This window comes from Streptomyces sp. NPDC001513, assembly GCF_042894695.1.
Lineage (GTDB): Bacteria > Actinomycetota > Actinomycetes > Streptomycetales > Streptomycetaceae > Streptomyces.
The window spans coordinates 60368-85042 of the sequence record NZ_JBIAVU010000019.1 but is presented as its reverse complement, the minus strand read 5'-3'; the positions used below and the strand labels follow the sequence as shown (position 1 = coordinate 85042).

General features: G+C 73.0%; 15 protein-coding genes. 4 read left to right on the top strand and 11 right to left on the bottom strand.

Translation table 11 applies throughout. The features are described from left to right. The first annotated feature begins 37 nt into the window (after nt 1–37). A complete protein-coding gene (locus tag ACFYZ4_RS34740) occupies nt 38–814 on the top strand; it encodes a hypothetical protein (RefSeq protein WP_390785804.1) in 777 nt (258 codons plus the stop codon). Here the strand turns inward: ACFYZ4_RS34740 and ACFYZ4_RS34735 are convergent. Genes ACFYZ4_RS34735 through ACFYZ4_RS34705 form a run of 7 tightly spaced genes read right to left on the bottom strand, consistent with a single transcriptional unit; the run spans nt 733 to nt 10324 of the window. Next, nucleotides 733–1782: a glycosyltransferase gene (locus ACFYZ4_RS34735; RefSeq protein WP_384347422.1), complete on the bottom strand. Its 1050-nt coding sequence runs from the start codon at nt 1780–1782 to the stop codon at nt 733–735. The two genes, ACFYZ4_RS34740 and ACFYZ4_RS34735, sit on opposite strands and share 82 nt — an antisense overlap. Next, the gene (locus tag ACFYZ4_RS34730) at nt 1779–5084 is read right to left on the bottom strand and encodes a DUF4082 domain-containing protein (RefSeq protein WP_351287026.1); all 3306 of its coding nucleotides are present in this window, start codon (nt 5082–5084) and stop codon (nt 1779–1781) included. Before ACFYZ4_RS34730 ends, ACFYZ4_RS34735 begins: the two co-directional genes overlap by 4 nt. 34 nt (nt 5085–5118) lie before the next feature. Next, a complete protein-coding gene (locus ACFYZ4_RS34725; protein ID WP_351287027.1) occupies nt 5119–6234 on the bottom strand; it encodes a DegT/DnrJ/EryC1/StrS family aminotransferase in 1116 nt (371 codons plus the stop codon). Beyond that, complete coding sequence (locus ACFYZ4_RS34720) at nt 6231–6998, bottom strand: NeuD/PglB/VioB family sugar acetyltransferase (protein WP_351287029.1); 768 nt, start codon at nt 6996–6998, stop codon at nt 6231–6233. The genes ACFYZ4_RS34725 and ACFYZ4_RS34720 overlap by 4 nt, the downstream gene beginning before the upstream one ends. Further along, nucleotides 6995–8152 (bottom strand): DegT/DnrJ/EryC1/StrS family aminotransferase, encoded by a 1158-nt coding sequence (locus ACFYZ4_RS34715; protein WP_351287031.1) that lies wholly within the window; start codon nt 8150–8152, stop codon nt 6995–6997. The genes ACFYZ4_RS34720 and ACFYZ4_RS34715 overlap by 4 nt, the downstream gene beginning before the upstream one ends. Continuing rightward, nucleotides 8149–9177, bottom strand: coding sequence for an NAD-dependent epimerase/dehydratase family protein (locus ACFYZ4_RS34710; RefSeq protein ID WP_351287033.1), 1029 nt, complete (start codon nt 9175–9177; stop codon nt 8149–8151). The genes ACFYZ4_RS34715 and ACFYZ4_RS34710 overlap by 4 nt, the downstream gene beginning before the upstream one ends. 55 nt (nt 9178–9232) lie before the next feature. Continuing rightward, nucleotides 9233–10324 carry a Gfo/Idh/MocA family oxidoreductase gene (locus tag ACFYZ4_RS34705; RefSeq protein ID WP_351585387.1) on the bottom strand — a complete coding sequence of 364 codons (1092 nt, stop codon included), beginning with the start codon at nt 10322–10324 and terminating at the stop codon, nt 9233–9235. 326 nt (nt 10325–10650) lie between these two features. On the opposite strand from ACFYZ4_RS34705, the gene ACFYZ4_RS34700 reads away from it, so the two are divergent. The 3 genes from ACFYZ4_RS34700 to ACFYZ4_RS34690 all read left to right on the top strand — a co-directional run bounded on the left by ACFYZ4_RS34700 (nt 10651) and on the right by ACFYZ4_RS34690 (nt 14001). Continuing rightward, the gene (locus ACFYZ4_RS34700; RefSeq protein WP_351287037.1) at nt 10651–11529 is read left to right on the top strand and encodes a glycosyltransferase family 2 protein; all 879 of its coding nucleotides are present in this window, start codon (nt 10651–10653) and stop codon (nt 11527–11529) included. Between the two features lie 122 nt (nt 11530–11651). After that, complete coding sequence (locus ACFYZ4_RS34695) at nt 11652–12971, top strand: MFS transporter (protein WP_390785803.1); 1320 nt, start codon at nt 11652–11654, stop codon at nt 12969–12971. A 10-nt stretch (nt 12972–12981) separates the two neighbouring features. Continuing rightward, the gene (locus ACFYZ4_RS34690) at nt 12982–14001 is read left to right on the top strand and encodes a TolB-like translocation protein (protein ID WP_351287040.1); all 1020 of its coding nucleotides are present in this window, start codon (nt 12982–12984) and stop codon (nt 13999–14001) included. A 33-nt stretch (nt 14002–14034) separates the two neighbouring features. Here ACFYZ4_RS34690 and ACFYZ4_RS34685 read toward each other — a convergent pair whose 3' ends face one another. The 4 genes from ACFYZ4_RS34685 to ACFYZ4_RS34670 are packed head-to-tail and all read right to left on the bottom strand — an operon-like array spanning nt 14035 to nt 24209. Next, nucleotides 14035–14880, bottom strand: coding sequence for an alpha/beta fold hydrolase (locus ACFYZ4_RS34685; RefSeq protein ID WP_390785802.1), 846 nt, complete (start codon nt 14878–14880; stop codon nt 14035–14037). Between the two features lie 14 nt (nt 14881–14894). After that, complete coding sequence (locus tag ACFYZ4_RS34680) at nt 14895–16058, bottom strand: acyl-CoA dehydrogenase family protein (RefSeq protein WP_351287043.1); 1164 nt, start codon at nt 16056–16058, stop codon at nt 14895–14897. Between the two features lies 1 nt (nt 16059). Beyond that, complete coding sequence (locus ACFYZ4_RS34675; protein WP_390785801.1) at nt 16060–22404, bottom strand: SDR family NAD(P)-dependent oxidoreductase; 6345 nt, start codon at nt 22402–22404, stop codon at nt 16060–16062. A gap of 32 nt (nt 22405–22436) precedes the next feature. Further along, nucleotides 22437–24209 carry a fatty acyl-AMP ligase gene (locus tag ACFYZ4_RS34670; protein ID WP_390785800.1) on the bottom strand — a complete coding sequence of 591 codons (1773 nt, stop codon included), beginning with the start codon at nt 24207–24209 and terminating at the stop codon, nt 22437–22439. Nucleotides 24210–24675 lie beyond the last annotated feature (466 nt).

Genomic DNA, 24675 nt, shown 5'->3' with positions numbered 1-24675 from the left:
TGATGGCGGACCTACCCGGGTCCTGCAAAGATCGGTCATGAAGGAAAGGATCCCCGTGTCGCCTGGTGAGTTGGTCCGTGCGCTGCGTCGGCGCTGGTACGTCCTGGTCGTGGCGGTGCTGCTGGCGGCCGCGGGAGCGGCGATGGTGCTGCGGCCCGAACCGGTCTTTCTCAGCTCGGCGATCGTGGTGCTCAAACCGCCGGTGACCAGCACCCAGCCGAACCAGCTCGCGAACCTCCAGCCGCCGCTCGCCGCCGTCTCGTACGGGGTGGTGCAGCAGCTGAGCTCGCCCGCCGGAGCGGCCGAGCTCACGGCCGCGGGGGTCACCGGCACCTACCGGATGACACCGCGCAACAGCGGCACCAGCGTCACCCCGCGGCACCTGATCCCCTCGCTGCAGATCCAGGTGGAGCACTCCGACCCGGCGGCGGCCGACGCCTCCGTACGCAAGATCATCGAGGTCTACACCCGGCACCTGAACGATCTCCAGACGCAGCAGGGGATCCCGGCCGGGGCACGGATGAGCGTGGACCTCCTCGTGCAGCCGCACGCGGTCGCGCGGACCGGCGACCGGGTGCGCGCCCTGGCCGGAGTGGCCCTGCTGGCCGCCGTCGGCGGCGTGGTGGCGACCCTGTGGACCGACCAGCTCCTGACACGCCGGAACCGGCGCCGGCGCGAGCGCGCCGACGCCGGTCCGCAGGACCCGCCGGGTGAACCGGTGGAGACGGGGCATCAGATCCCTCGGCGCTTCCATGACCGCCACCACAGCCACTCGCGCCCCCTGTCGGCCACGGCCGACAGCACCAGGGGCTGAAGGTAGGGCATGACACCCGCCCCGATGCGCCGGCGCCTGCGCAGCGCCCGGTACTCGGCCAGCGAGGTGTGGCGGCCGGGCAGGCACTCGGCGGCGAACTCCACGAGCTCGTCCACCGGCACCACCGCCGTGCGCCCCCGGTCGTACGCCCGGTAGGCGCGCCGCAGCGCGTACCGGGCGAGCCGGGTGCGCGCCGCCAGCGCCAGCCGGTCGGCGCCCGGCAGCAGGTCGGCGCACTTGTCGAGCACCGAGTCGAAGGCGACCAGGCGCTGGCGCAGGTCGTCGAGCTGTCCGCCGAAGTCCGTGGTGGACATGTTGTTGCCGTGGACCCGGTAGAAGGCCTGGTCGGCCCCCTGGACGTAACCCACGTCGGCGTGCGCCGCGAGCCGCATCCACATCTCGATGTCACCGGCGTGCGGCAGCTCGGGATCGTAGCCGCCGACCTTGCGCTGGAGACTGGTGCGGACGACCACCTCGGGCGAGGTGATGCATCCGGTGCCCTCCCGGAACCGCCGGTCCAGCCACCACCGGCCGGGGTAGACGACCGACCCCGTGCTGTGGGTGCGGGCCGCGGGCAACGGGCCGCCGTGCAGGAAGCGCAGCGGCCGGCCGTAGGCGAAACCGGCCTCCGGATGCGCGTCGAGCAGGGCGGCGGCGCGCACCAGCGCCCCGGGGACCAGCCGGTCGTCCGCCGACAGCAGGGCCACGTAGTCCCCGTCGGCCCACTCCAGCAGGCCCTCGTTGTAGGTGGCAATGTGACCCCGGTTCTGCTCGTGGACCCGGACCTCGATCCGCGGGTCGGCGGCCGCGAGGGCGCGCGCGACGTCCGCGGAGTCGTCGGGGGACGCGTCGTCGATGATCAGCACCCGGACGTCGACGCCCTCCTGCTCGTCCAGGACGCTCTTGACGCAGTCGGCCAGGAAGTGGCCGTACTTGTAGCAGGGGATCACCACGCTGACCGTGCTCACTGGCCGGCCACCTCCGTGGACCCGTCCGACTGGAGGCCGTTCGGCAGGGTGGTGGAGAAGACCGGGCCCACCCAGTAGTTCACGGAGCCGAAGGTGTTCGTGGGGAAGGTGGTGGTCGCGCCGTACTTGTAGAGGCCGTTGGCGCCGCCCGTTCCGTCGGCCGGTGCGACCAGCGGGTAGGAGCGGTGCGCCCCGGTGAAGTAGCCGCCGTCCACCGAGTAGTTGCCGTTCGGCGCGTGGTAGGAGGCCACGTACGAGGTGCCGGCGGTGACGGGCACCGGGGTGGCGAACTTGAGCTGCTGCCAGCCGGTCAGGGTCTCGCTGCCGAAGGTTCCGGTGGCGAGCAGGGTGCCGTCGGCGGCCCAGAGGCTGCCGGTGTGGCTGCCGGTGTTGCCGGGACCCTTGTAGAAGGTGACACCGGTGACGTAGCCGTTCACCGCGGACTGGAAACGGGTGCCCAGTTCCACGGAGTTGGCGTCGTCCACCACGTTGGCGGTGCTCGGCGTGGCGGTGTTCGGCCACAGGCCGCACGGGCAGTTGACGGTGGGCGGGTTGGGACTGGTGGTGAAGTTCCACGTGACCGGCGCGGTCATCGCGTTGCCCCACAGGTCGCTCGCCTGGACCGACAGGGTGTACGTCGAGTTCAGGGCGAGTTCGCTGGACGGTGTGAAGGTCGCGCTGTTGGCCGCGCCCATCACCTTCGTGCCTGGGATGTTGGCTCCCCCGGAGTCCTTCAGGGTGAACGCCAGGGTCTCGGAGTCGATTGCCGTGGAGAAGGTCGCCGTCGCGGCGGCCGTGATCTGGGTGCCGGTCGCCGCGGACTGCGGCGAGGTGGAGGTGACGGTGGGCGGTGTGGTGCTCGCGGCGGAGGTGTCCAGGACGGCGTCGACCCAGTAATTGCTGCCGCTCGCCGCCGTGTTCGGGAAGCCGCCCGTCCCGCTGTAGCGGTAGACGCCGTTGCCGCCGTCGGTTCCGCTCGCCAGCGCGGTCAGCGGGGCGAGCCCCGCGGAGCCGGCGGCGAAGGTGTTGTCGAAGGAGTACCCGCCGTGCGGGGCGAAGTAGGAGGCGATGTACGTGGTGTTGGCCTTGACCGGCACCGGAGTGGCGAAGTTCAGCTGCTGCCAGCCCGAGGCCGTCTCGTTGGTGAAGGTGCCCGTGGCCAGGCGCTGACCGGTGGAGCTCCACAGGCTGCCGGTGTGCGGGCCCGTGTTGGCCGGGGACTTGTAGAAGCGGACTCCCGTGATCGAACCGGCCGCCGTGGTGCGGATCTTCACGCCGAGCTCGACCGCACTGCCGTCACCGGCGTTGACGGTGCCCGGTACCGCGGCCGCGGGCCAGACGGTGCAGGGGCACTGCTGGGGGCCGACGGTCAGCGGCACCGTGGTGACGGCGCCGATGTTGACGCTGTCGTCCACCGCGCGGACCTTGATCTGCACGGAGCCGGGCGCGGTCGGCGTCCAGGTGTAGCTCCAGGAACCGACGCCGGTGGTCGCCTTCCAGGTGGTTCCGCCGTCCGTGGAGACCTCCACGCGGGCCACCACGCCGCCGCCGCTGTCGGCCGCCGTGCCGGTGACGGTGACGGGCCGCAGGGCCGGCACGGTCGCGCCGGACGCGGGGCTGGTCACGTTGACGGTGGGCCCGGTGGCGTCGGTGGACGCGGTGGCCGGGACCAGATTGCCCTGCAGGCTCTTGGGCTGCACCCCCATGTCCGCGAAGACGTTGACGGTGGCCTGCTGCATCCGCTTGTCCTCGGTGACCACCGTGTCGTCCGGGTTGCCCGTCGGCATGTTGGTCAGGCCCCACGACCACTGGACCGTGCCCGTGCCGAAGACCAGCGCGTGCGAGATCTGGTCGCGGAAGGCCACCAGGCTGTGCGTCGCGGTGCCGTTCCCGTAGGTGTTGCCGTAGTCCAGCCGGTACTTGCCGTCCTCGATGTCCACGGTGGTGGAGGACATCTTGATCTGGCCCGGCGGCCGCGCCGCGTCCTCGATGTCGGAGTCCCACTCGTAGCCGAGCGTTCCGGTCGGGAAGGTCGCGGTCTGCGAGGGGGTCAGGTTCGCGACGGTGGTGTTGCGCCACAGCCGCATCTTGGCGTACGCACCCGGCACGGTGATCGCGTCCGACCGGTAGCCGTTCACCGTGAACAGGGTGCCGGTCAGCTGGTTCTGGGGCTGGTACGGACGCCCGTTGGTGGCGCTGGCCGGGTCCATGAAGGTGCCCGTCCAGGTGCCGCTCGGGTCGGGAACGCCGTTGGGCACCGGGAAGGACAGCTTGGTCTCCTTGTAGCAGACCAGGGTCCGGTTGGCGGTGTTGGCGCCGTCGATGCTCGGCGCCAGCCGGGTCTTCCAGAAGATCTCGTTCCCGGCGAAGTACGTCTGGTGCTGCCCGGCGCGCCGGGCGTTCAGGGCGTTGGTGAACTGCTCCTGCGTCCAGTACTCGTCGTGCCCGGAGGACAGGAACACCTTGTGGTTCTGCATCAGGGAGGCGCCGCGCACCGACATGTCGATCCCGGACATGTAGCTGAGGTCGTAGCCGTTGCGCTCCAGCCACGAGATCATCTGGTACTCGGATCCGTAGATCCCGTTCTCCCCGCCGATGTCCATCGGCCGGTTGTAACTCACCTCGTACGCGCGCCCGTCCGGTGCGGGACCGCCGCCGTCGTAGAGGTCCTGGCCGCCGTAGTTGTTGTACGCCTGCCAGGTCTGGTCGCTCGTCTGCACCAGGATGTCGGAGTGGCTGGAGTCGTTGCGGACGACGAACGGGTACGGCATCAGGCCGTTGCCGTCCGCCTGGTCGAAGTTGGCGATGTACAGGCCGGAGGCGGCGTTGGACGGCACGCTCCACGTCGCCGTCACGGGCCAGTTGCCGCAGTCGACCAGGCCGGTCGACGCCTTGGTCGTGCAGGACTTCGGGTTGCCGCCCTGGGAGAAGTTGGCCGGGTAGGTCTGGGCGGCCTGGGCCTCCGTCGACAGCAGCCGGGCGCCGTCGCCCGCGTAGTAGCCCAGCCGGTAGACCGAGACGCGGTACGGGGAGGGGGACTGGACCTTGAACTGCACCGTGTCGCCGGCCTGGACGCTCATCTGGGCGCTGAAGCCCTTGATGTCGCCCCAGGCGCTGGGCGCGAACCACTCCGACATCGGGGTGCCCGGCTTGGAGTTCTCGCAGACGACGGCGTTCGACGTCGGACCGCAGGGATCGGCGGCACCGGCCACCGAGGCCGGTGAGAGAACCGTGGCCACCAGGGCGGCGACCACGGTGAAAAGACCGTACCGGAACCGGAGCAGCCTTCTCCGCTTGTTCATCTGTACCTCATTTGTTTGCGTGAACCGGGAGGCGTCAGCGCAGGGCGCCGCTGAGCGCGTCCACGACCCGCCGCTGCTGGTCGGCGGTGATCTGCGGGAAGAGGGGGAGGGAGAGCATCCGGTCCGCGGCCTCCTCGGCGTGCGGGAAGGCGCCGCGGCCGTGCCCGAGGTGGGCGAAGGCCGGGGTGAGGTGGACCGGGGCCGGATAGTGCACGCCCGCGCCGATGCCCTCCGCGTTGAGCTTGCCGACGACGGCGTCGCGGTCCGCTCCGGCGACCCGTACGACGTACAGGTGCCACACGTGGACGTTGCCCTCCGCCGTGACCGGCAGGGTGACCCGGCCGGCCGCCGCGAGCTCGCCGAGGAGGCCGTCGTAGCGGGCGGCCGCGGCCCGGCGGGCCGCGTTGCCCTCCGCCAGCCGGGCCAGCTTCGCCCGCAGCACCACAGCCTGCAGGCCGTCCAGCCGGCTGTTGAAACCGGCCACGTCGTGCCGGTACTTGGCGACGCCGCCGTGGTTGGCCAGGGCCCGGACCAGGTCCGCGCTCTCCTCGTCGTCGGTCACCACCGCGCCCGCGTCGCCGTACGCGCCCAGGTTCTTGCCCGGGTAGAAGCTGGTCGCGGCGATCCCGCCGCTGCCGGGGGAGCGGCCGTCGCGGGTCGCGCCCTGGCTCTGCGCGGCGTCCTCGACGATCCGCACGTGCGCCGGCAACCGCGAGGTCAGCTCCGCGGTCGCGGCGCACTGCCCGTACAGGTGGACCGGGACCACCGCGCGGGTGGCCTTCCCGACCGCGTCCAGCGCGGCTTCCGGGTCCATCAGCAGCGTGTCGGGGAGGCAGTCGACCAGCACCGGCCGGGCGCCGATCCGGGCGACGGCGCCGGCGGTCGCGATGAAGGTGTTGGCGGGCAGCACCACCTCGTCGCCCACCCCCACCCCACTGGCCCGCAGCGCCAGTTCGAGGGCGTCGGTGCCGTTGGCCACGCCCACGCAGTGCTCCACGCCGGCGAACTCGGCGTACTCGCGCTCGAACGCGCGGACCTCCTCACCGCCGATGAAGGCGGTGTTCGCGAGGACACGGTCGAAGCCGGCCTGTAATTCCCCGGCCACCTCGGCGTGCGCCGCCTTCAGGTCCACGAGCGGTATCTGGTTCATGCGACTGGGCTCTCCATCCGTGTACCCGGCCGGCGGCCGGTCATCTCCCCATCGGTCCGCAGCTCGTCGAGCGCCGGAGCGTCGGCGGCGCGCAGCCGGCGGGCCGGGCTCCCGGCCCACACCTCGCCGGGCGGCACATCGGCCAGGACCGTGCTTCCCATACCGGTCAGCGACCAGGCGCCGACCGTCGTGTACTCGCGGACCAGCGAGCCCGCCCCCACATAGGCCCCCCGCCCCAGCCGCACCCCACCCCCGAGGCGCACCCCCGAGGCGAGCGTGGCGAAGTCCCCGACCGCGTCGTCGTGGGTGAGGACCACCTGCGGCATCACCGCCACGTGCGACCCCACGCGGACGGCGGCCGTCAGCACGCAGTGCGCGAGCAGCACCGAGCCCGCGCCGAGCACCGAGGACCCCGACACCACCGCCGTGGGGTGGACCACCGTCGCGTAGCGGTTCACGGGCAGCCCCAGCCGCCGCACGAGGCGGGCGCGTACGGCGTAGTCGCGCGGGCTGCCCACGCAGACCACCACCCGCGCGGCCCACAGCTCGTGCACCCGGTCGCTGCCGCCCAGCACCGGCACCCCGTCCACGTCCCGGCCCTCCAGCGCCGGGTCGTCGTCGAGGTGCCCGGCGAGCCGCCACCGCGGCGGGAGGCCCCGCGCCACGTCGGCGGCGGCCACGTCCCGGACCGCCTGGGCGGTCTCCCGGGCGAACCCGCCCGCGCCGACGATCAGCAGGTCCTCGGTGTGCCGCGGCCCGTTCATCCGCCGGCCTGTTCCCGCAGCACCGTCACCACCCGGACCTGCTCGGCGTCGGTCATGGTGTGGAACAGCGGCAGGATCAGCGAATCGCGGCTGATCCGCTCGGTCACCGGCAGCGGCGCCGCCCCGTGCCCGGCGTACGCCGGCTCCAGGTGCGAGGCCATGATCCCGCGGCGGGCCGAGATCCCCGCCTCGGACAGCGCCGCGAGCAGCTCGTCGCGGCCGACCGGGAAGTCCTCGGCCGGCAGCACCCAGTACGACTGGAAGTTGCCCTGGCCGTGAGCGGGGTCCCGGACCGGGGTGAGCCCGGGCACCTCGCGCAGCAGCTCCTCGTACCGGGCGGCCAGTGACCGGCGCCGGGCGACGATCTCGTCCAGCCTGCCGAGCTGCACCAGGCCGACCGCGGCCTGGATGTCGGTCATCCGGTAGTTGTAGCCGACCTCCAGGTAGCTCTCGACGATCGGCTTGCTGCTCGCGTGCCGCTGCGCCGCGGACACGTTCATCCCGTGCTCGCGCAGCCGGCGCAGCCGCTCCGCCCACTGCGCGTCGTCCGTGGTCAGCATGCCGCCCTCGCCGGTGGTGATCACCTTGCGGGGGTGGAAGGACCAGGCGGCGAGCAGCGCGCCGTGGCCCACCGACTTGCCGCCGACCGTCGCGCCGATGCCGCAGGCGGCGTCCTCCACCAGGGCCACGTCCCAGTCGGCGCACGCCGCGCGCAGCGCGTGCACGTCCGCGGGCACCCCGCCCTGGTGGACGGCGAGCACCGCCTTCGTACGGGGCGTGCGGACCGCGTCCACGGTGGCCGGGGTGAGGTTGCCGGTGGCCTCCTCGACGTCCGCGAACACCGGCCGCGCGCCCACGTAGCGGACCGCGTTGGCCGTGGCGATGAAGGACAGCGAGGGGACGATCACCTCGTCGCCCGGGCCCAGGTCCAGCGCGACGAGGGCCAGGTGCAGGGCGGTGGTGCAGGAACTCACCGCGATGCCGTGCTCGGCGCCCACCCGCTCCGCGAAGGCCCGCTCGAACTCGGCGACCCGCGGGCCCTGGGCCACCCAGCCCGACAGGACGGCGTCGGCCGCGGCCTTCGCCTCCTCCTCGCCCAGCCACGGCACCATGACCGGGATGCGGGCGGGCGGTACGGGATCCTGCGCGCTCATCGGCCGGCCTCCCCGGCCGCGGTGTCGGCCGCAGCCGCCGCCGCTGCCGTCGCGGCGTCGGCGGCGCGCTCGGCCCGCCACCAGCCGACCAGGTCCCGCAGCCCGCTGCGCAGGTCGATCCCGGCGGTGAAGCCGAGCCGCTCCGCGGCCTGCGCGGTGTCCGCGAGCCGGCGGGTCACGCCGTTCACGGCGCGGGCCGGACCGTGCTCCGGCACCAGGCCGTCCGCGCCCATCGCCTCCAGCAGGCCGTTCGCCAGCTCCAGCAGGCTGGTCTCGGTCCCGCTCGCGATGTTGAACACCTCGTCGGTCAGGTCCGATTCGGCGGCCAGCAGGTTGGCGCGCGCGATGTCCCGGACGTCGACGAAGTCCATGGTCTGGAGGCCGTCGCCGAGGATCAGCGGCGGCTCGCCCGAGGCGATGCGCTCCATCCAGCGGATCAGCACCTCGGTGTAGAGCCCGTGGATGTCCATCCGCGGGCCGTACACGTTGAAGTAGCGCAGGGCGACGTAGTCCAGCCCGTACATGGAGTGGAAGCTGCGCAGCATCCCCTCGTTGAACGCCTTCGCGGCGCCGTAGAAGGTGTCGTTGTTGTACGGGTGGTGGCGCTCGCTGGTCGGGAACTGCTCGGCCAGCCCGTAGACCGAGGCCGAGGACGAGGCGATCACCTTGCCCACTCCGGCGGCGGCCGCCGCCTCCAGCACGTTGAACGTGCCGTCCACCATCACCTCGTTCGCCAGCCGCGGCTCCTCCGCGCACTGGGTGATCCGGATGGCCGCCAGGTGGAACACCAGCTCGGCGCCCTCCGTCACCTTGCGCACCGCGGCCAGGTCGCGGATGTCCCCCTCGACGACCTCCACCACGCCGCTCGGCAGGGCGCGGGCCAGGTTGGCCGTCCGCCCCCGCACGAAGTTGTCGAGCACCACGACCTCGCGTGCCCCGTTGTCCACCAGCAGGTCCACCAGGTGCGAGCCGATCGTGCCCGCTCCGCCGGTGACCAGAATCCTCTTGCCTCGTACGCTGCTCAACGCCCTGCCCCCACTGAGTCGTTCATCGTCTTACGTGTCACTGACCGGCGAACGGTCAGCGGCCGGTGCGCAGTCCGACGACCGCGCCCTTGAACTCCAGGCTCCGGGAGGCCGCTTCCAGGATGTCCAGCACCTTCAGGCCCGCACGCCCGTCGGTCAGCGCGGGCCGACCCGAGCCGATCGCCGCGGCGAACTCCTCGACCATGCTGCGCAGCGCCTCCTTCTCACCGATCGCGGGCGCCACCATGTCGCCGGTCCGGTAGGAGACGAGCATGTCGCGGCGCTCGTCCGCGCCGATCTCCTGCGGGGTGCTCAGCTCCACTCCGCGGTCGAACACGGCCACGCGCTGGGAGGGGTTGAGGTCGTCCCACACCAGGGTGCGCTTGGACCCGCCGACCATGGTGGTGCGCACCTTCGTCGGGGACAGCCAGTTGACGTGCACGTGCGCGATGGCGCCGGTGCTCAGCTGGAGCGTCAGATAGGCCACGCAGGACTGTCCGGCCCCGATCGGGTCGGCTCCGTGCGCGGCGACGGCGACCGGCTGGACGTGGTCCGGGAGGATGAAGTCGAGGACCGACAGGTCGTGCGGGGCCAGGTCCCACAGGACGTCGATGTCCTTCTGGACGAGCCCCAGGTTGATCCGTACCGAGTCGACGAAGTGGATCTCGCCGAGTTCGCCGGAGCGGACCATCTCCCGGATGCGGCCCACGGCCGGGGTGTAGCAGTACGTGTGGTCGCACATCAGCGTGAGACCCCGTTCCTCGGCCTCGTTGACGAGCCGCAGCCCGTCCTCGTACGTGGCCGCGAGGGGCTTCTCTACCAGGACGTGCTTGCCGGCGCGCAGGGCGGCGAGCGCCACGTCGAGGTGGGTTCCGGCCGGGGTGGCCACGGCGACCGCGTCGACGGCCGGATCGGCGAGGACCGCCGCGTAGTCCGAGGTCGCCTGGACGGTGGAGTAGCCGCCGAGCACCTGCCGCGCCCGGTCGACGTTCAGATCACACAGCCAGCGCAGCCGGAACTGCGGACTGGACTGGAAGTTGCGCACGAGATTGGGGCCCCAGTAGCCCGCACCGACCACGGCGACGCCTAACGGCTCCGCCCGACCGGCGGCCTTCGCGCCGGTGTCCTTCACAGTGTTGGGCTTCACAGCGTTCCCCTTCCTTCCGCGCACGCCGACCGGCGTGCCGACAACTCGTGGCCGGGGCGCGTGGGATGGAGGGGTGAGCCGTCGAGGGCAGGCCGGACGCCTGCGCGACCCATGCCTGACCTGCTCAACGGTGATGGCCCCCCACAACCGATGCTGTGCGTGTTCCGCGTACTACCCCCCGGCCGGCTGCATGTTCCCCCAGGCAGCCGAACCCGTACCTCTTGCCGAAACCGCTCGGCGCCGCTCAATCTAGTCCACCGGGCGTACCCCCGGGCAGAGTTGGCGGAATCCCCTGGCGCGGGTGTTCGACGGTGCATACTGCCCGGGTGACCAGCATCGTGATACCGGCCCACAACGAGGGCCGGGTCATCGGCCGGCTCCTGGACGCGCTCCTGGCCGACGCCGATTCCGACACCCTCACCGACCCCCACGGCCCCGACATCGTCGTGGTGTGCAACGGCTGTACGGACGACACCGCCCGGGTGGCGGCCGCCCGCGGCCCCCGGGTGCGGGTCGTGGAGATCCCGACTCCCTCCAAACACACGGCACTCCGGGTCGGGGACGAGCACGCGCGGGGCTTCCCCCGCCTCTACGTGGACGCCGACGTCGTCGTCGGCGCCGCCGACGTACGGGCCCTGACGGGCGTGCTCGCCGGGAGCCCCGGCCTGCTCGCCGCCGCCCCCGGCCGCGACATCCCGCTGGCCGGCTGCGCCTGGCCGGTCCGGGCGTACTACCGGGTGTGGCAGCGGCTTCCGGCCGTCCGCGAGGGCCTGTTCGGGCGGGGGGTCATCGCGGTGACCGAGCCGGGGCACGCGCGGATCGCCGCGCTGCCCCCGCTGATGGCCGACGACCTGGCCGCGTCCCTCGCCTTCGGGCCGGGGGAGCGGCGGGTGGTCGAGACGGCCCGGGTCGTCGTGCACCCCCCGCGCACCTGGTCCGACCTGGTCCGGCGGCGGATCCGCGCGGCGACCTCCTCCGCCGAGTTCGAGCGCTTCCAGGCCTCGCAACGGGCCGGTGCGGCCGCGCCGTCCGCCCGTACGGGCACGTCCGACCTGCGCGCCCTCCTCCGGGCGCAGCCGCGGCTGCTCCCCGGGGTGCTGGTCTTCGTCGTGGCCGCGCTCGCCGCCCGCAGGGGGTCCCGCAAGGCCATCCGGAACCAGGACTTCTCCACCTGGCTGCGCGACGAGAGCAGCCGGCAGGGCTGACCGGGCCGATCGGGGCGTCCGGCCGAATCGGGCCGTACGCCCCACCGTTGGCCCGTACAACCATTAGGGTTTCCCTCGCACGTTCGAGTGACTCAGTCCGTCGGCACCGGGAGCTCCAGAGCATGTACCTCGCGGACCGCTCCGCGCCCTCGCCCGCGGACACGCAGACCGCGCCGGACGGCGGACGCTTACGGGCCCCCGCCGTCAGTTCGGCCGTGCTGGCCCTCGGCACGGTCAGCCTCATCACCGACGTCTCCTCGGAGATGGTCACCGCCGTCCTGCCCCTGTACCTGATCGCGGGGCTGGGCCTGAGCCCGCTCGGTTTCGGCGCGCTCGACGGCCTCTACAACGGAGTCAGTGCCCTGGTGCAGCTGACCGGCGGCCACCTCGCCGACCGGGTCCGCAACCACAAGCTGATCGCGGGCATCGGCTACGGCCTGTCCGCCCTGTGCAAGCCGCTGTTGCTCTTCGCCCACAGCCTCGGCCCGATCAGCGTGATCCTCGCGCTGGAACGCACCGGCAAGGGTCTGCGCACCGCGCCGCGCGACGCCATGATCTCCCTCTCCACCCCGGCGGACGCCCAGGGCCGCGCCTTCGGCGTGCACCGGGCCATGGACACCACCGGGGCGCTGCTCGGCCCGCTCGCCGCGTTCCTCGTCCTGAGCGTCGCGGTCGACGGCTACGACGCGGTCTTCGGCGTCAGCGCGTGCGTCGCGGTGCTCGGTGTCGTCGTGCTCATGCTGTTCGTCCCGTCGGGCGGCGGCGAGGCCCCGCCCAGGCCGGCCGGCGGCCGCGACGCCAAGGCCCGCCCGGACCCCGTACGACTGCGCGACGCCCTGGCCCTGCTGCGGCTGCCCCGGCTGCGCGCCCTGGCGCTCTGCGCCGTCCTGCTGGGCCTCACCACCGTCAGCGACGCCTTCGTCTACCTGCTGTTGCAGCGCCGCACCGGCATCGGCGACCAGTGGTTCCCGCTGCTGCCGCTGGGCACGGCCGCGGTGTTCCTGCTGCTGGCCGTCCCCGCCGGGAGCCTCGCCGACCGGATCGGCCGGCGCACCGTGTTCCTGACCGGGCACGGCCTCCTGCTGGCCGGGTACGCGCTGCTGCTGTGGGCCCCCGACTGGCCGCCGCTTCCCTACCTCGTCCTCGCGCTGCACGGCATGTTCTACGCCGCCACCGACGGGGTGCTGCCCGCCGCCGTGGCCGCCACCGTCCCCGGGCAGCTGCGCGCCACCGGCCTGGCCCTGGTCGGCACCGGCCAGGCGCTGGCCCGCTTCGGCTGCTCGCTGGCCTTCGGCGGGGCGTGGAGCCTCTGGGGCACCGGCCCGGCACTCGCCGCCGCGGCGGCGGGGCTGCTGTGCTGCGCGGCCGTCGCCGGACTCGTCCTGCGCCCCGAGGCCCCCGCCGACACACCCGCCCTTCCCGACCCGACCCGAAGCCCGTGAGGCCCCCCGTATGACGCTGTCGTTGTCACGCCGCCTGCTCGTCCTCGCCGTGGCGGTGCTGCTGCTCGGAGGCGTCGCCGCCGTGCTCGTGGTGCGCGCCGCCGACCGCGCCGAGCGGCCGGGGACCGGCGGCCCGGACATCGCCGCGGGTGGCGTCACCCTCGCCCGGCAGGGCGAACTGGTCTTCCTGAACAGCGGACAGGGCCCCCACCGCGGCGCCCTCGCCTCGGTCCCGGCCGGTGCGCCGCAGTCCGCGCGGACCGCCTCCGACCTCAACTGCCAGCGCTTCCACGCCGCCGCGGGCACCGGCGTGTGCCTGCGCTCCTCGCCGGGCGCCCTCGCCCAGGACAACAAGGCCCTGATCGTCGACGCCGACCTGCGCACGGTGCGCAGCCTGCCGCTCGCGGGCACTCCGAGCCGCGCCCGCGTCTCGCCCAGCGGCCGGTTCGCCGCCTGGACCGTCTTCGTCTCGGGCGAGTCCTACGGCTCCGCCTTCTTCTCCACCCGGACCGCGATCCTGGACACGCGCACGGGGAAGCTCGAATCCAGCCTGGAGGAGTTCGCCGTCTCCATGGACGGCCGGGACTACCGCGCCCAGGACGTGAACTTCTGGGGCGTCACCTTCTCCAAGGACGACGACACCTTCTACGCCACCCTCTCCACCGCCGGCCAGACCCATCTGGTCAAGGGGTCGATCTCCCGGCGCACCGTCACCACCCTGGCGCAGAACGTCGAATGTCCGTCCCTGTCGCCGGACGAGACCCGCATCGCGTACAAGAAGCGGGTGCGGCCCGGAGCCACGCTGTGGCGCGAACACGTCATGGACCTGGGCACGCTCCGCGAGCACGCGCTCGCCGAGAAGCGCAGCGTGGACGACCAGGCCGCCTGGCTCGACGACCGGACCCTCGCCTACGCCCTGCCCTCCGACGGGGCCGCCGACAGCACGGACCTGTGGACCGTGCCCGCCGACGGCACCGGCGCCCCGAGGCTGCTGACCTCCGGCGCCTCCTCCCCGTCCCTCCTGGGCTGACGGGCCCGCGCCCGGGCCCGCCGGCCCGGGCGGTCAGGCCCGGTCCACGAAGGTCCTCACCCGTTCGACGAGCGAGGCGTGGTCCCGGATCCACCCGTAGTGCCGGCTGCCCGGCACCCCGTCGCCGAGGACCAGCTCCCAGTGCGTCACCCGCGCGCTCGTGAGCTTGTCGCTGAGCCCCCGCACCCCTGCGGGCGGGGCCATCCCGTCGCCCTTGACGGTCACCGCGAGCACCGGCAGGTCCAGCTTGGCCAGCCAGGGCTCGAAGTCCACCGGGGAGGACGGCACGTCGTAGCGGCCCGTCCGGACCTGGGTGGCCATGTCCCGCAGGATCTGAGCGGAGTCGTTGCCGAGCACTCCGATGCGCCGGCCGGGGAAGTACCCGTACGCCGAGGAGAACGCGGCCGCGAGCCGGAAGCCCGCGAGCATCCCCAGGCTCCGCGGGAACGGCCAGCCGCGGTAGTGGCAGGACGGGGCGCCCACCAGGACCGCGCCCGCGGCCATGTGCGGCTCCTGGCTGAGGTAGAGCGTGCCGAGCTGCCCCCCGAGGCTGTGCCCCAGGAGGTGGCGCGGCGCTCCGGGGAAGGCGGCCGCGACCGTGCGGAACAGCGCGGGGAAGTCGTACGCCACGATCTCGTGGTAGCCGTAGCGCACCCCCCGCCCCGCCTGGACCGAGCTCGTCCCCTGCCCCCGCAGCTCACCGAGGGCCACCTGGAAGCCCGCCGCGGCGAGGGCCTCCGCCAGGGGGGTGTAGGAGACGGCCCTGGTGCCCATGGCGGGCATGCACACCAGCACGGGAGCCGACGGATCGTCGGTCCTGCGGTACAGCCGGACCTCGGCCGTGGCGCCGTCGTCGGCGCGCACGGTCTCCGTGGTCATCTCTGTGGACGGAATTACAGGCCTCCCTCGCTCGTGGCCATCCGGCGCATCTCCCGGAACACGTTCAACAGCTGGATCTCGCTGGATCCTTCGAAGATCGTGAGGGCGCGCGCGTCGCGCCAGCGCTTCTCCACCCCGTAGTCGGCGGCGATGCCGCGCCAGCCGTACAGCTGCAGGATCTCGTTCGACGCGCGCACGGCCAGCTCCGTCGCCGCGTACTTCGCCATGGAGCTCTCCTTGCCGAACGGCAGCCCCCGGTCGGCGAGGTCCGTGGCCTCCTCCAGGAGCTTGCGGGCCGCGCAGAGCTCCACGTACAGCCGCCCCAGGGTCAGCTGCACGTGGCTCAGGGTGTCCATGCGGTCGTCCGGGTATACCCGGCGCTCGCCCACCCACTCCAGCGCGTCCTTGAGCATGGCGGCCACGAGCCCGGTGCCGCACGCGGCCCCGCCGATGCGGATCGTCGCGAGGAGCTCGTTCAGCAGGAACTCGCCGTCACCGGCCCGCCCGATCAGGCTGACCGGCTCCAGGGCCACGTCCCGGAAGGTGACCGAGGGCGTGGGAAGGCAGCGGAAGGCCGCCTTCTCGATGTCCTCGCTCACGGTCACACCAGGAGCATCGCGCGGGACGGCGAAGAACGACAGACCGCGTTTGCGGTTGTCCACCACCGTGTTGGCCAGGACGAGGAACACGTCGGCGACGGTCCCGTTGCCGGACATGCACTTGCCGCCGTTGAGCAGCCAGCCCGCGTCGGTCCGCACCGCGCGGGTGGTGGCCGCCAGCAGGTTCGAGCCGTTCTCGGGCTCGGTGAGCCCGAGCGCCGCGTACCCGTTGTCCTTCAGGAGCCGGGTGACGAACAGCTCCTTCTGCTCCGGGGTGCCGGCGGCGACCACGGGATGCAGGGCGCCGCGGTTGAACACCAGCGTCCAGGTCATCCCGGGGCAGACCGCCGACAGTTCGGCGATGCCCTCGGCGAACTCCGTGTACGAGAGCCCGGCGCCGCCCAGTTCCTCGGGGAAGGCGGCGTTGAGGATCCCCTCGGCCGCCGCCCGTTCGTGGATCGGGACGGGGAACGTCCGCTCCTCGTCGTAGTGGCGTACGTGCGGTGCCATCACCTCGTCGGCAAACGTGCGGAATATCTGCTTCCACTCTGATCGACTGCGCGATTCTTCCACGACCATCCTAAGAAACGGTGATGACGAACTTGCCGATGTTGTCCCGGTTGCGGAGCCGGGTGATCGCCTGCGGGGCGTCCTCGAGAGCGAAGACCCCACCCACGGCGGGACGGAACACGCCCGCGTCGATCAGCTCGACGAGGCGGTCCATCAGGGGCCGGAGCCGGGACGGATCACGCGCCAGCGCGCCGACGTTCACCGTGCAGAACGAGCGGCTGCTCATGAACAGGTCCCGGCCGTTCACGGCCAGGTCGAGCACGCCCGCCGCCCCGATCTCGACGAAGCGGCCCCCCGACCGCAGCAGGGCGAGGCCCTTGCCCACGGCGTCCCCGGAGAGGGAGTCGACGATGAGGTCGAGCCCCTGGTCGGGCGTGATCTCCCGGACCGCGTCGGCGAAGTCCGCCTCCGCGTAGTTGATCGGGTGCTGGACGCCCAGTGCCCGCAGGTGGTCCAGCTTGGCCTCCGTGCTCGCCGTACCGAACACGGTCGCGCCGTGGTGCAGCGCCAGCTGCACGCACGCCGTGCCGGTCGCCCCGGCCGCCGCCTGGACGAGCACCCGGTCGCCCGGGTCCACGCGCGCCTCGCGCTCCAGGCACGCGATGGCGGTGAGGCCGCTGATCAGCATGGCCACCGCGTCGGTGGAGGAGACCCCGGCGGGCAGTGGAGCCACCGTGTACGCCGCCGTCGTCACGCGGGCCGCGTAACCCCCCTGCGGGGTGAGCGCGATGACCGCGTCGCCCGGCCGGATGTGCTCGACCGCGTCACCCACCGCGTGCACGACACCCGCCACCTCGTGCCCGGGGACGAACGGCGCGCTGGAGAGGAACGGGTGGAAGCCGGTGGAGGCCAGGACGTCGATGAAGTTGACGCCGACCGCGTGCACGTCGATGACGACCTCCCCCGGCGCGGGCTTGCGCACGGGCACGTCCTGCAGCCGCATGTCGAGCCCGGACGGGGTCGCGACGACGGTGTACCCGCGGACGGTGCTGTGGCGCTCCGCCTCGTCCAGCGTGACCTCCTGCGCGCTCGGCGCCTCGGGCCGCGCCTCCCCATCGGAACCCTCCGGGGAGGCCTCCGGGGAGGCCTCCGGGGACTCCGCCGTCCCGAGCAGCCCTTCCAGATGGAGTCCGACGGCGTCCACCGTCCGGTGGTTGAACAGGAACGTCGCCGGCAGTTCGAGCCCGAAGTGGGCCCCGATCCTGCGGGTGAGGGAGACGGCGAGCAGCGAGTCGACCCCCAGGCGGTCGAAGCGGACCGAGGTGTCGATCTCGCCCGGCGGGCGGCGCAGCGCACGGGCCAGCTCCGCCCGGACGAAGCCGGCCGCGGAGCCCGCCGCGCCCTCCGGCCGTGCCGTGGCCCGGGCCCGCGGCGCCCCGGCCCCGCCGGAGCCGCGGTTGAAGCGGGCCACCAGCCCGTCCGCGACCTCGTCGCGTACGTCCAGGACCGCCAGCTGCGGGTGGGAGCCGGCGAGGGCGAGCAGGAACGCACGCGCCCCCTCGTCCGGGGACATCGGGTGCAGGCCCGATTCGATCAGCCGACGCTGGTACTTGGGATCCGCGACCATCCCCAGCTCCGCCCACGGGCCCCAGTTGACCGTACGCACCGGTGTGCGCCGGCCGCGCCCGGTGCCGGTCAGCGCGTCCAGCGTGGCGTTGCCCGCGGCGTAGGCACCCTGGCCCGGCGTCACGAACAGGCTGGCCATGGAGGAGAACAGGACGATGAAGTCCAGGTCCTCCGCGGCCACCGCGTCGATGAGGATCCGGGCACCGAGCTCCTTCGGCCGCATGATCGCGTGCATGCGCTCGGGCGGCGTGGACTCGATCAGCGCGTCGTCCAGGATGCCCGCGGTGTGGATCACGCCGTGCAGGGCCCCGAAGTGACGCAGCGTCCGGTCCAGGGCGTCCCGTACGGCGGCCGCGTCGGTCACGTCGGCCTGGAGGTAGAGCAGCCGTCCGCCGGCGGCGTCGACCGCCTCCTCCAGCCGCGGGTCGACCTCCGCCCGGCGGCCGGTGAGCACCACCCGGGCTCCCGCCTCGCGGGCGAGGGTGACCGCGAGCGTCGAACCCAGCCCGCCCTGGCCGCCGGTGATCCAGTAGACGCCGCCGGGCCTCAGGTCCGCCGGGACGGAGCCGGGCTCCACCGGGGTCAGGGACGGGAGCGTGCGCTCCCCGTGCCGGTACCGGACGAGGAACGCGTCCGCCGGCACGGCCAGTTCCGCCGCGATGTCACGGGCTAGTTCGCGCGTCGCCAGCTCGTCGGCCTCGATCCGGACGGCCCGCCCCGACCAGGTCACGGTCTCCTGTTCGAGGGCGCGCAGCAGCGGCGGCAGCGCCACGTCGCTGCTCACCAGCGCGAGTTCGCGGCGCGGCGCGGAACCGGTCCGCGCGGCGCAGCGCAGCAGCGCGAGGAAGGCCTCGCGCTCCGGCTCGACGACGAGCAGGCGCGCGGCGGCCGGCTGCGCCTCCAGGAACGCCAGGCCGTCCTCGCCCTCGGGCAGCGGCAGGACGGTGCAGTCGGCGCCGCTCCCGCGCAGCTCCTCCACCAGCGGTGCGCACCGCTCCTGGTCCCCGGTCAGGAGGACGACCTGACGGGGGCGTTCGGCCGGCTCGGCGGGCCGGGCCTGCGGGCTTTCGTCCACGGCGAAGAACCGCAGGGAGTGCCGGGTGCGGATCCGCTTCAGCGACACCCCCGTGAACTGCGCGAGGACCCGGCCCCCGGGGTCGAGGACCGTGACGTCGCAGTCGAAGGTGTCCGCGTCCTCGTCCTCGTCGAGTTCGCCCCGCAGCCGTACGTGGGCCAGGGCCGGACCGGACCACGGCGCGAAGACGTCGACGCGGCGGTAGCCGAACCCGACGAAGGTCCCGTTGGCACCGGCGTCGAAGGAGAGCCCGGCGATCGACTGCATCGCCCCGTCCGCGACGTCCGCGGGAAGCGGGCGGCCCAGGGTCCGCGACGAGGGCGGTGCCAGCTCGGTGAGCAGCTCCTGCTCGCCCAGCCACATCCCGGTCACCATCCGCATGCTGTCCCCGTACGACAGACCGGAGGCCGCGAGGTGCTCGTACAGGGCCTGCGGTTCGACCGGCCGGGGGCAGCGCCGCCGGACCGCGGCCAGGTCGACCGCGGGCGGCACGGGTCCGGTGGCCGACCACCCGGCGGAGACGTGCTCCTCCCACGCCGCGCCCGGCTCCTCCGCCGCCCGGCTCTCCACGGACAGGTACGGCTCGTGCCCCGCGCGCATCCGCCGGGAGACCCGTACGTGCCGGGACTCGCCCTCGGCGACCGCCAGCGAGTTGGTCACCAGGACGTCGTCGAGCCCGTACCCGCCCACCGGGCCGGGGTTGAGCTCCTTCAGCGCGGCGTCGAGCATCCACGCGGCGGGCGCGATCGCCCGCTCCTGCACGCGGTGGTCGCGGATCACCGGCAGCGAGCCGGTGACCCGCGTCCCGTCCGCCTGCGGGACCGGCGGCTCGATCCAGTGCTCCTGGCGCTGCCAGGGGTACGCGGGCAAGCGCGTGCCGGCCCGGGGCGCACTGCCGTGGAAGGCCCGCCAGTCGATCTCGCACCCGGCCTCGAACAGCGCGGCGACCGACTCGTAGGGGGCCCGGTCGTCCGTGCGCCGCATCGCCGGCACGGCGGCCACGGGACGGTCCTCGTCCTCCAGGCACTCGGTCACCGAGACCGACAGCAGGGGGTGCGGGCTCAGTTCCAGGAACACGCGGTGGCCGGCCAGCCCGGCGCCGCGGACGGCATCGGCGAACAGCACCGGCTCGCGCAGGTTGCGCCACCAGTACTCCGCGGTCAGCCCGTTCGTCTCGAAGCGCTCCCCGGTGAGGGAGGAGAGGAACGCGATGCCCGCAGGGCGCGGCGACAGCCCGGAGAGCTCCGAGAGGAGCTCCTCCCGCAGGTCCTCCAGCAGGGCGCAGTGCGAGGCCACGTCCACCCTGACCCGGCGGCAGAAGACGCCCTTGGCGTCCATGGCGGCGACGAACGCGTCGACGGCCGCGGTCTCCCCGGAGACGACCGTGGTGGCCGGACCGTTGTGCGCGGCGAGCGACAGGCGCTCCCCGTACGGCTCCAGGGCCTTGCGCACGTCCGACACGGGCAGCGAGACCAGCGCCATGGCGCCCTGCCCCCGGTGACGCATCATCAGGGCACTGCGGCGGCAGATGATCCGCGCCGCGTCCTCCAGGCGCAGCGCCCCCGAGACGTGGGCCGCCGCGACCTCGCCCATGCTGTGGCCGATGACCGCGGCGGGCTCGACGCCCCAGGACCGGAAGACCGCCGCCAGACCCACCTGCATCGCGAAGAGCGCCGGCTGGACGACGTCGATCCGCTCCAGCAGCGGGGCGGCGTCCTCCCGGGTCAGGACCTCGCGCAGCGACCACGTGACGTGGGGTGCGAAGGCCTGCTCGCAGCGGGAGACGGCCAGGTCGAAGGCGGGCTCGGCGGCGAGCAGGGCCCGGCCCATCCCGAGCCACTGGGCGCCCTGCCCCGGGAACACGAAGACGACGCCCGCGTCGTCCGGCACGTGGCGCCCGGCCGTGAACTCCTCCCGCAACCGGGCGAGGAGTTCGTCCTTGTCCGCGAAGGCGAACGCGGCGCGGAACTCGCGCCCCCGCGGCCCGCCGCGGCCCCGCAGCAGCGTCGCCGCGGCCGTCTCCCGGCTCAGCTCGTCACCGCTCAGCCCGCCGGCCCACGCCGCGTGGTCCGCGGCCTGCGCGCGCAGGGCCGCCTCGGTGCCCGCGGACAGCGCCAGCAGCCCGACGGGGTGCTCCGCGACAGCCACCGGCTCCGCCTCCGGGGCGGGGCCGAGGACCGCGTGCGCGTTGGTGCCGCCGAAGCCGAAGGAGCTCACCCCGACCACGCCGACCTCGTCGGGGGACTCCCAGCGCCGCAGCGAGGACTGCACGCGCAGTCCGAGCCCGTCGAAGTCGATGTCCGGGTTCGGCTCTTCGCAGTGCAGGGAGGCCGGCAGGGCCCGGTGCTCGAAGCTCAGGGCCAGTTTGATCAGGCCGGCGATGCCGGCCGCCGCCTCCAGGTGCCCGACGTTCGTCTTCACCGAACCGATCGCGCACGGCCGGTCCGCCGCCCGGCCCCGGCCCAGTACGCTGCCGAGCGCGGCGGCCTCGATCTGGTCGCCGATGGCCGTCCCCGTGCCGTGGGCCTCGACGTAGCCGACCTCCGACGGTGCGACGCCCGCCTGGGCGAGCGCGAGGCGTACGACGTCCTCCTGCGCCTGACGGCTCGGCGCCAGCAGCCCGTTGGTCCGCCCGTCGGAGGTCACCGCCGACCCGCGGATCACCGCCGAGACGCGGTCGCCGTCGCGCAGTGCCTCGCTCAGCGGCTTCAGTACGACGACGCCCGCGCCCTCGCTGCGCACGTAGCCGTCGGCCTGCGCGGAGAAGGCCTTGCAGCGCCCGTCGGGTGCCATGACGCCCGAGGCGTCGAAGGCCTCGGTGATCGCCGGGCTCAGGATCACGTTGACCCCGCCGACGATGGCCACGCCGCACTCACCGCGCCGGATCGCGTCGCAGGCGAGGTGGACGGCGACGAGGGACGAGGAGCAGGCCGTGTCGACCGTCAGGCTCGGTCCGCGCAGGTCCAGTACGTAGGAGAGCCGGTTGGCGGCGACGCTGGAGGCCCCGCCCAGCAGGGAGTAGGCGTCCGCCGACGGCGCGTTCGACAGAGCGTCACGGTAGTCCGAGCTGGAGATGCCGACGAAGACGCCCGTGGCCGAACCGGCCAGGCCGTACGGGTCGATTCCCGCGTCCTCGACGGCCTCCCAGGCGACCTCCAGCATGAGCCGCTGCTGCGGGTCGATCCTGGCGGCCTCGTGTTCGCCGATGCCGAAGAAGTCGAGGTCCAGGCCGCCGACGTGGTCGAGGAAGCCGCCGAGGCCGGCGCGGTCCGTGCCGCTGTTCCCGCGGCCCCAGCGGGAGAACCGCTCGTCGGGGATCCGTCCGATGGCGTCCACGCCGTTTTCGAGGAGGTTCCAGAAGGCCTCCGGGCCGTCGGCTCCGGGGAACCTGCACCCCATGCCGATGATCGCGATCGGTTCGCCGGGCCGCTGTCCGGAGGCCGCGCGGCGCGGCGTGCCGCGGGTCGCCCGCTCGGGCCGCGTGCCCTGGAGGTGGTCCAGGATCTCCCTGAGCGTGGGATGTTCGTACGCGACCGTCGGCGAGACCTTCCGGCCCAGGCGGGTGCCGATCTCACCGGCGAGCGCGACCGCGTCGATCGAGGACAGGCCGTACGCGGCCAGCGGTTCGTGGGCCGAGATGTCGTCGCCCGACCCCATGCGGGCCAGCTCGGCGATGCGCCGGCGCAGCCAGGTTTCCAGCTCCGTGTCCGTCATGTGCTTCCCCCTGTGTTCTGCCGTCGTGCACGTCAGCGCTTCGCGTTCCACGGATCGAGGCCGGCCAGGTACTCCTTCCGGGTTTCGCTGCGCTGCAACTTCCCGCTCGACGTCTTGGGAAGGGTTCCGGCGGGCAGCAGCACGACGTCGTGCGCGGTCAGCCGGTGCTCCTGCATCACGGCGCGCCGTACGGCGTTCGCCACGCCCTCGGGCTCCGCCGCGCCCGTGCCGCCGACCGCCTCCCGGCGGAGCTCGGCCGCGACCACCACCGCCTCTTCCCCGTCGCGCTCCACGCCGAAGGCCGCCACGCATCCGGGGCGGACCGCGGGGTGCGCGCTCTCGGCGGTCCGCTCGATGTCGTGGGGGTGGTGGTTGCGCCCGCCCACGATGATGACGTCCTTGATGCGGCCGCAGACGAAGAGGCCGTCCTCCGTCTGGAAGCCCAGGTCCCCCGTGCGCATGTACGGGCCTTCGCCGCTGTCGCCCAGCGTGGCCTCGAAGGCCTCGCGGCTGAGGTCGGGGCGCTGCCAGTAGCCGACGGCGACGCTCTCGCCCGCGACCCAGATCTCACCGACCTGCCCGGGAAGGCAGCGGATGTGCTTGTCCGGGTCGACGACGGCCACGTCCAGGGTCCGGCTGACGCCGCAGCTGACGAGCACGCGCGCGTTCGGGTCGTCCTGCGGCACGGTCTCCGCGAAACCGCGCTCCAGCTCGTCCTCGTCGAAGGAGCGGAACGTCCACGGCCGTGCGAGCGGCGCACCGCTCACCAGCAGTGTGCTCTCGGCGAGCCCGTACACCGGAACGATGGTTTCCGGCCGGAAGCCCGTGGAGGCGAAGGCCTCGGCGAAGCGGATCATCGAGTCCGCGCGCACCGGCTCGGCGCCGTTCGTCGCGACGGCCCAGGAGGACAGGTCCAGCGACGCGCGGTCCTCGTCGGTCACTTTTCGCGTACACAGGTCGAACGCGAAATTGGGGGCCGCCGAAAGCGTCCCCCGGTACGTCGATATCGCGCGCAGCCAGCGCACCGGGCTCTGCAGGAACGCCACGGTGGGCATCAGAACGGAATGGATCCCCAGCATCACCGGCAGGATGATCATGGAGATGAGTCCCATGTCGTGATAGGGCGGCAGCCAGCCGACCACGACCGTGGACGCATCCATCCCGAGCGACGTGCGGATGAGGTCGATGTTGTGGGCCAGGTTGCGATGGGTGACCATCACCCCCTTCGGCTGCCCGGTGGAACCCGAGGTGTACTGCAGGAATGCGAGGGAATCCGGATCCGGGGCGGCGGCGGACCATTCCGCTCCGTTTTCCTCGGGAATCGTGTCGACCGCCAGCCACGCCGTTCCCCGGATTTCCGGAATGGTGCGCGCCGTCGTCTCGATGACCGCCTGGATGTCCGCGGTGGTCAGCACGGCGGCGGGCTGGGCGTCCTCGGCGACGCCGGCCAGCCGCAGCAGTCCGCGGGCGCGCTGCGCGGGGTGCGGGAGGTAGGCGGGCACCGCCACCACTCCCGCGTACAGGCACCCGAAGAAGGCGACGACGAAGTCCTGGCCGGGAGTGAACAGCAGGAGCGCCCGGGAGCCCGGCTCCACCTGTGCGCGCAGGTCCGCGGCGACGGCGCGGGCCCTGGCGTCGAGCGCCGCGAAGGTGAGGGAGGGTTCCGCCTCCTCGCCGTCGGGAAGGAAGGTGAACAGCGCGTCCTGCGGAATGCGGTCGGCGTGGGAGTGCAGGGCGTCGACGACGGTGGCGTACGGGATTTCGTTCAGGGCAGCGGGTAACGGCGATAATGATTCGTCAAGCATTCTCAGCCTCAATCAGTGCCGGAAGTTGATGCTCGCACCGGGTGTGGGCCGGCGGGCAAATGGCGAAAGCGACACGCGACTCCACGAGTGCGGTCGGCGCGAAATACCCGTTCTTCGATCCGCCCGGGCGGAGTGCAGCAGAGAAGAAGTCAAGCCGGATATGGGGTACTGGGCAGTACTGGTCCAAACCTTAGGTCGGCCCGCGCTACCCGGTCAACTCGCATTGAATGGCCGGATGATGTCCGTGAATCGATGGCGGGCCCTTGTTTCAGGCCATTCTCGAATGGCCTCGAAGGGTCGGTTCCGCGCGCCGTCATGGCTCCGAGCGGGGAGGACGGCATCCGCGTCCGATGACCGTAGATGACACTCGCTGAGCGAAAATGACCGCTTGTGGGGAGGGGATCTCGCCAGTCTGGCGCGATATCTTCACAAAGAGTGGTCTCCGGGGGATTCGAGGGGCCGCGCG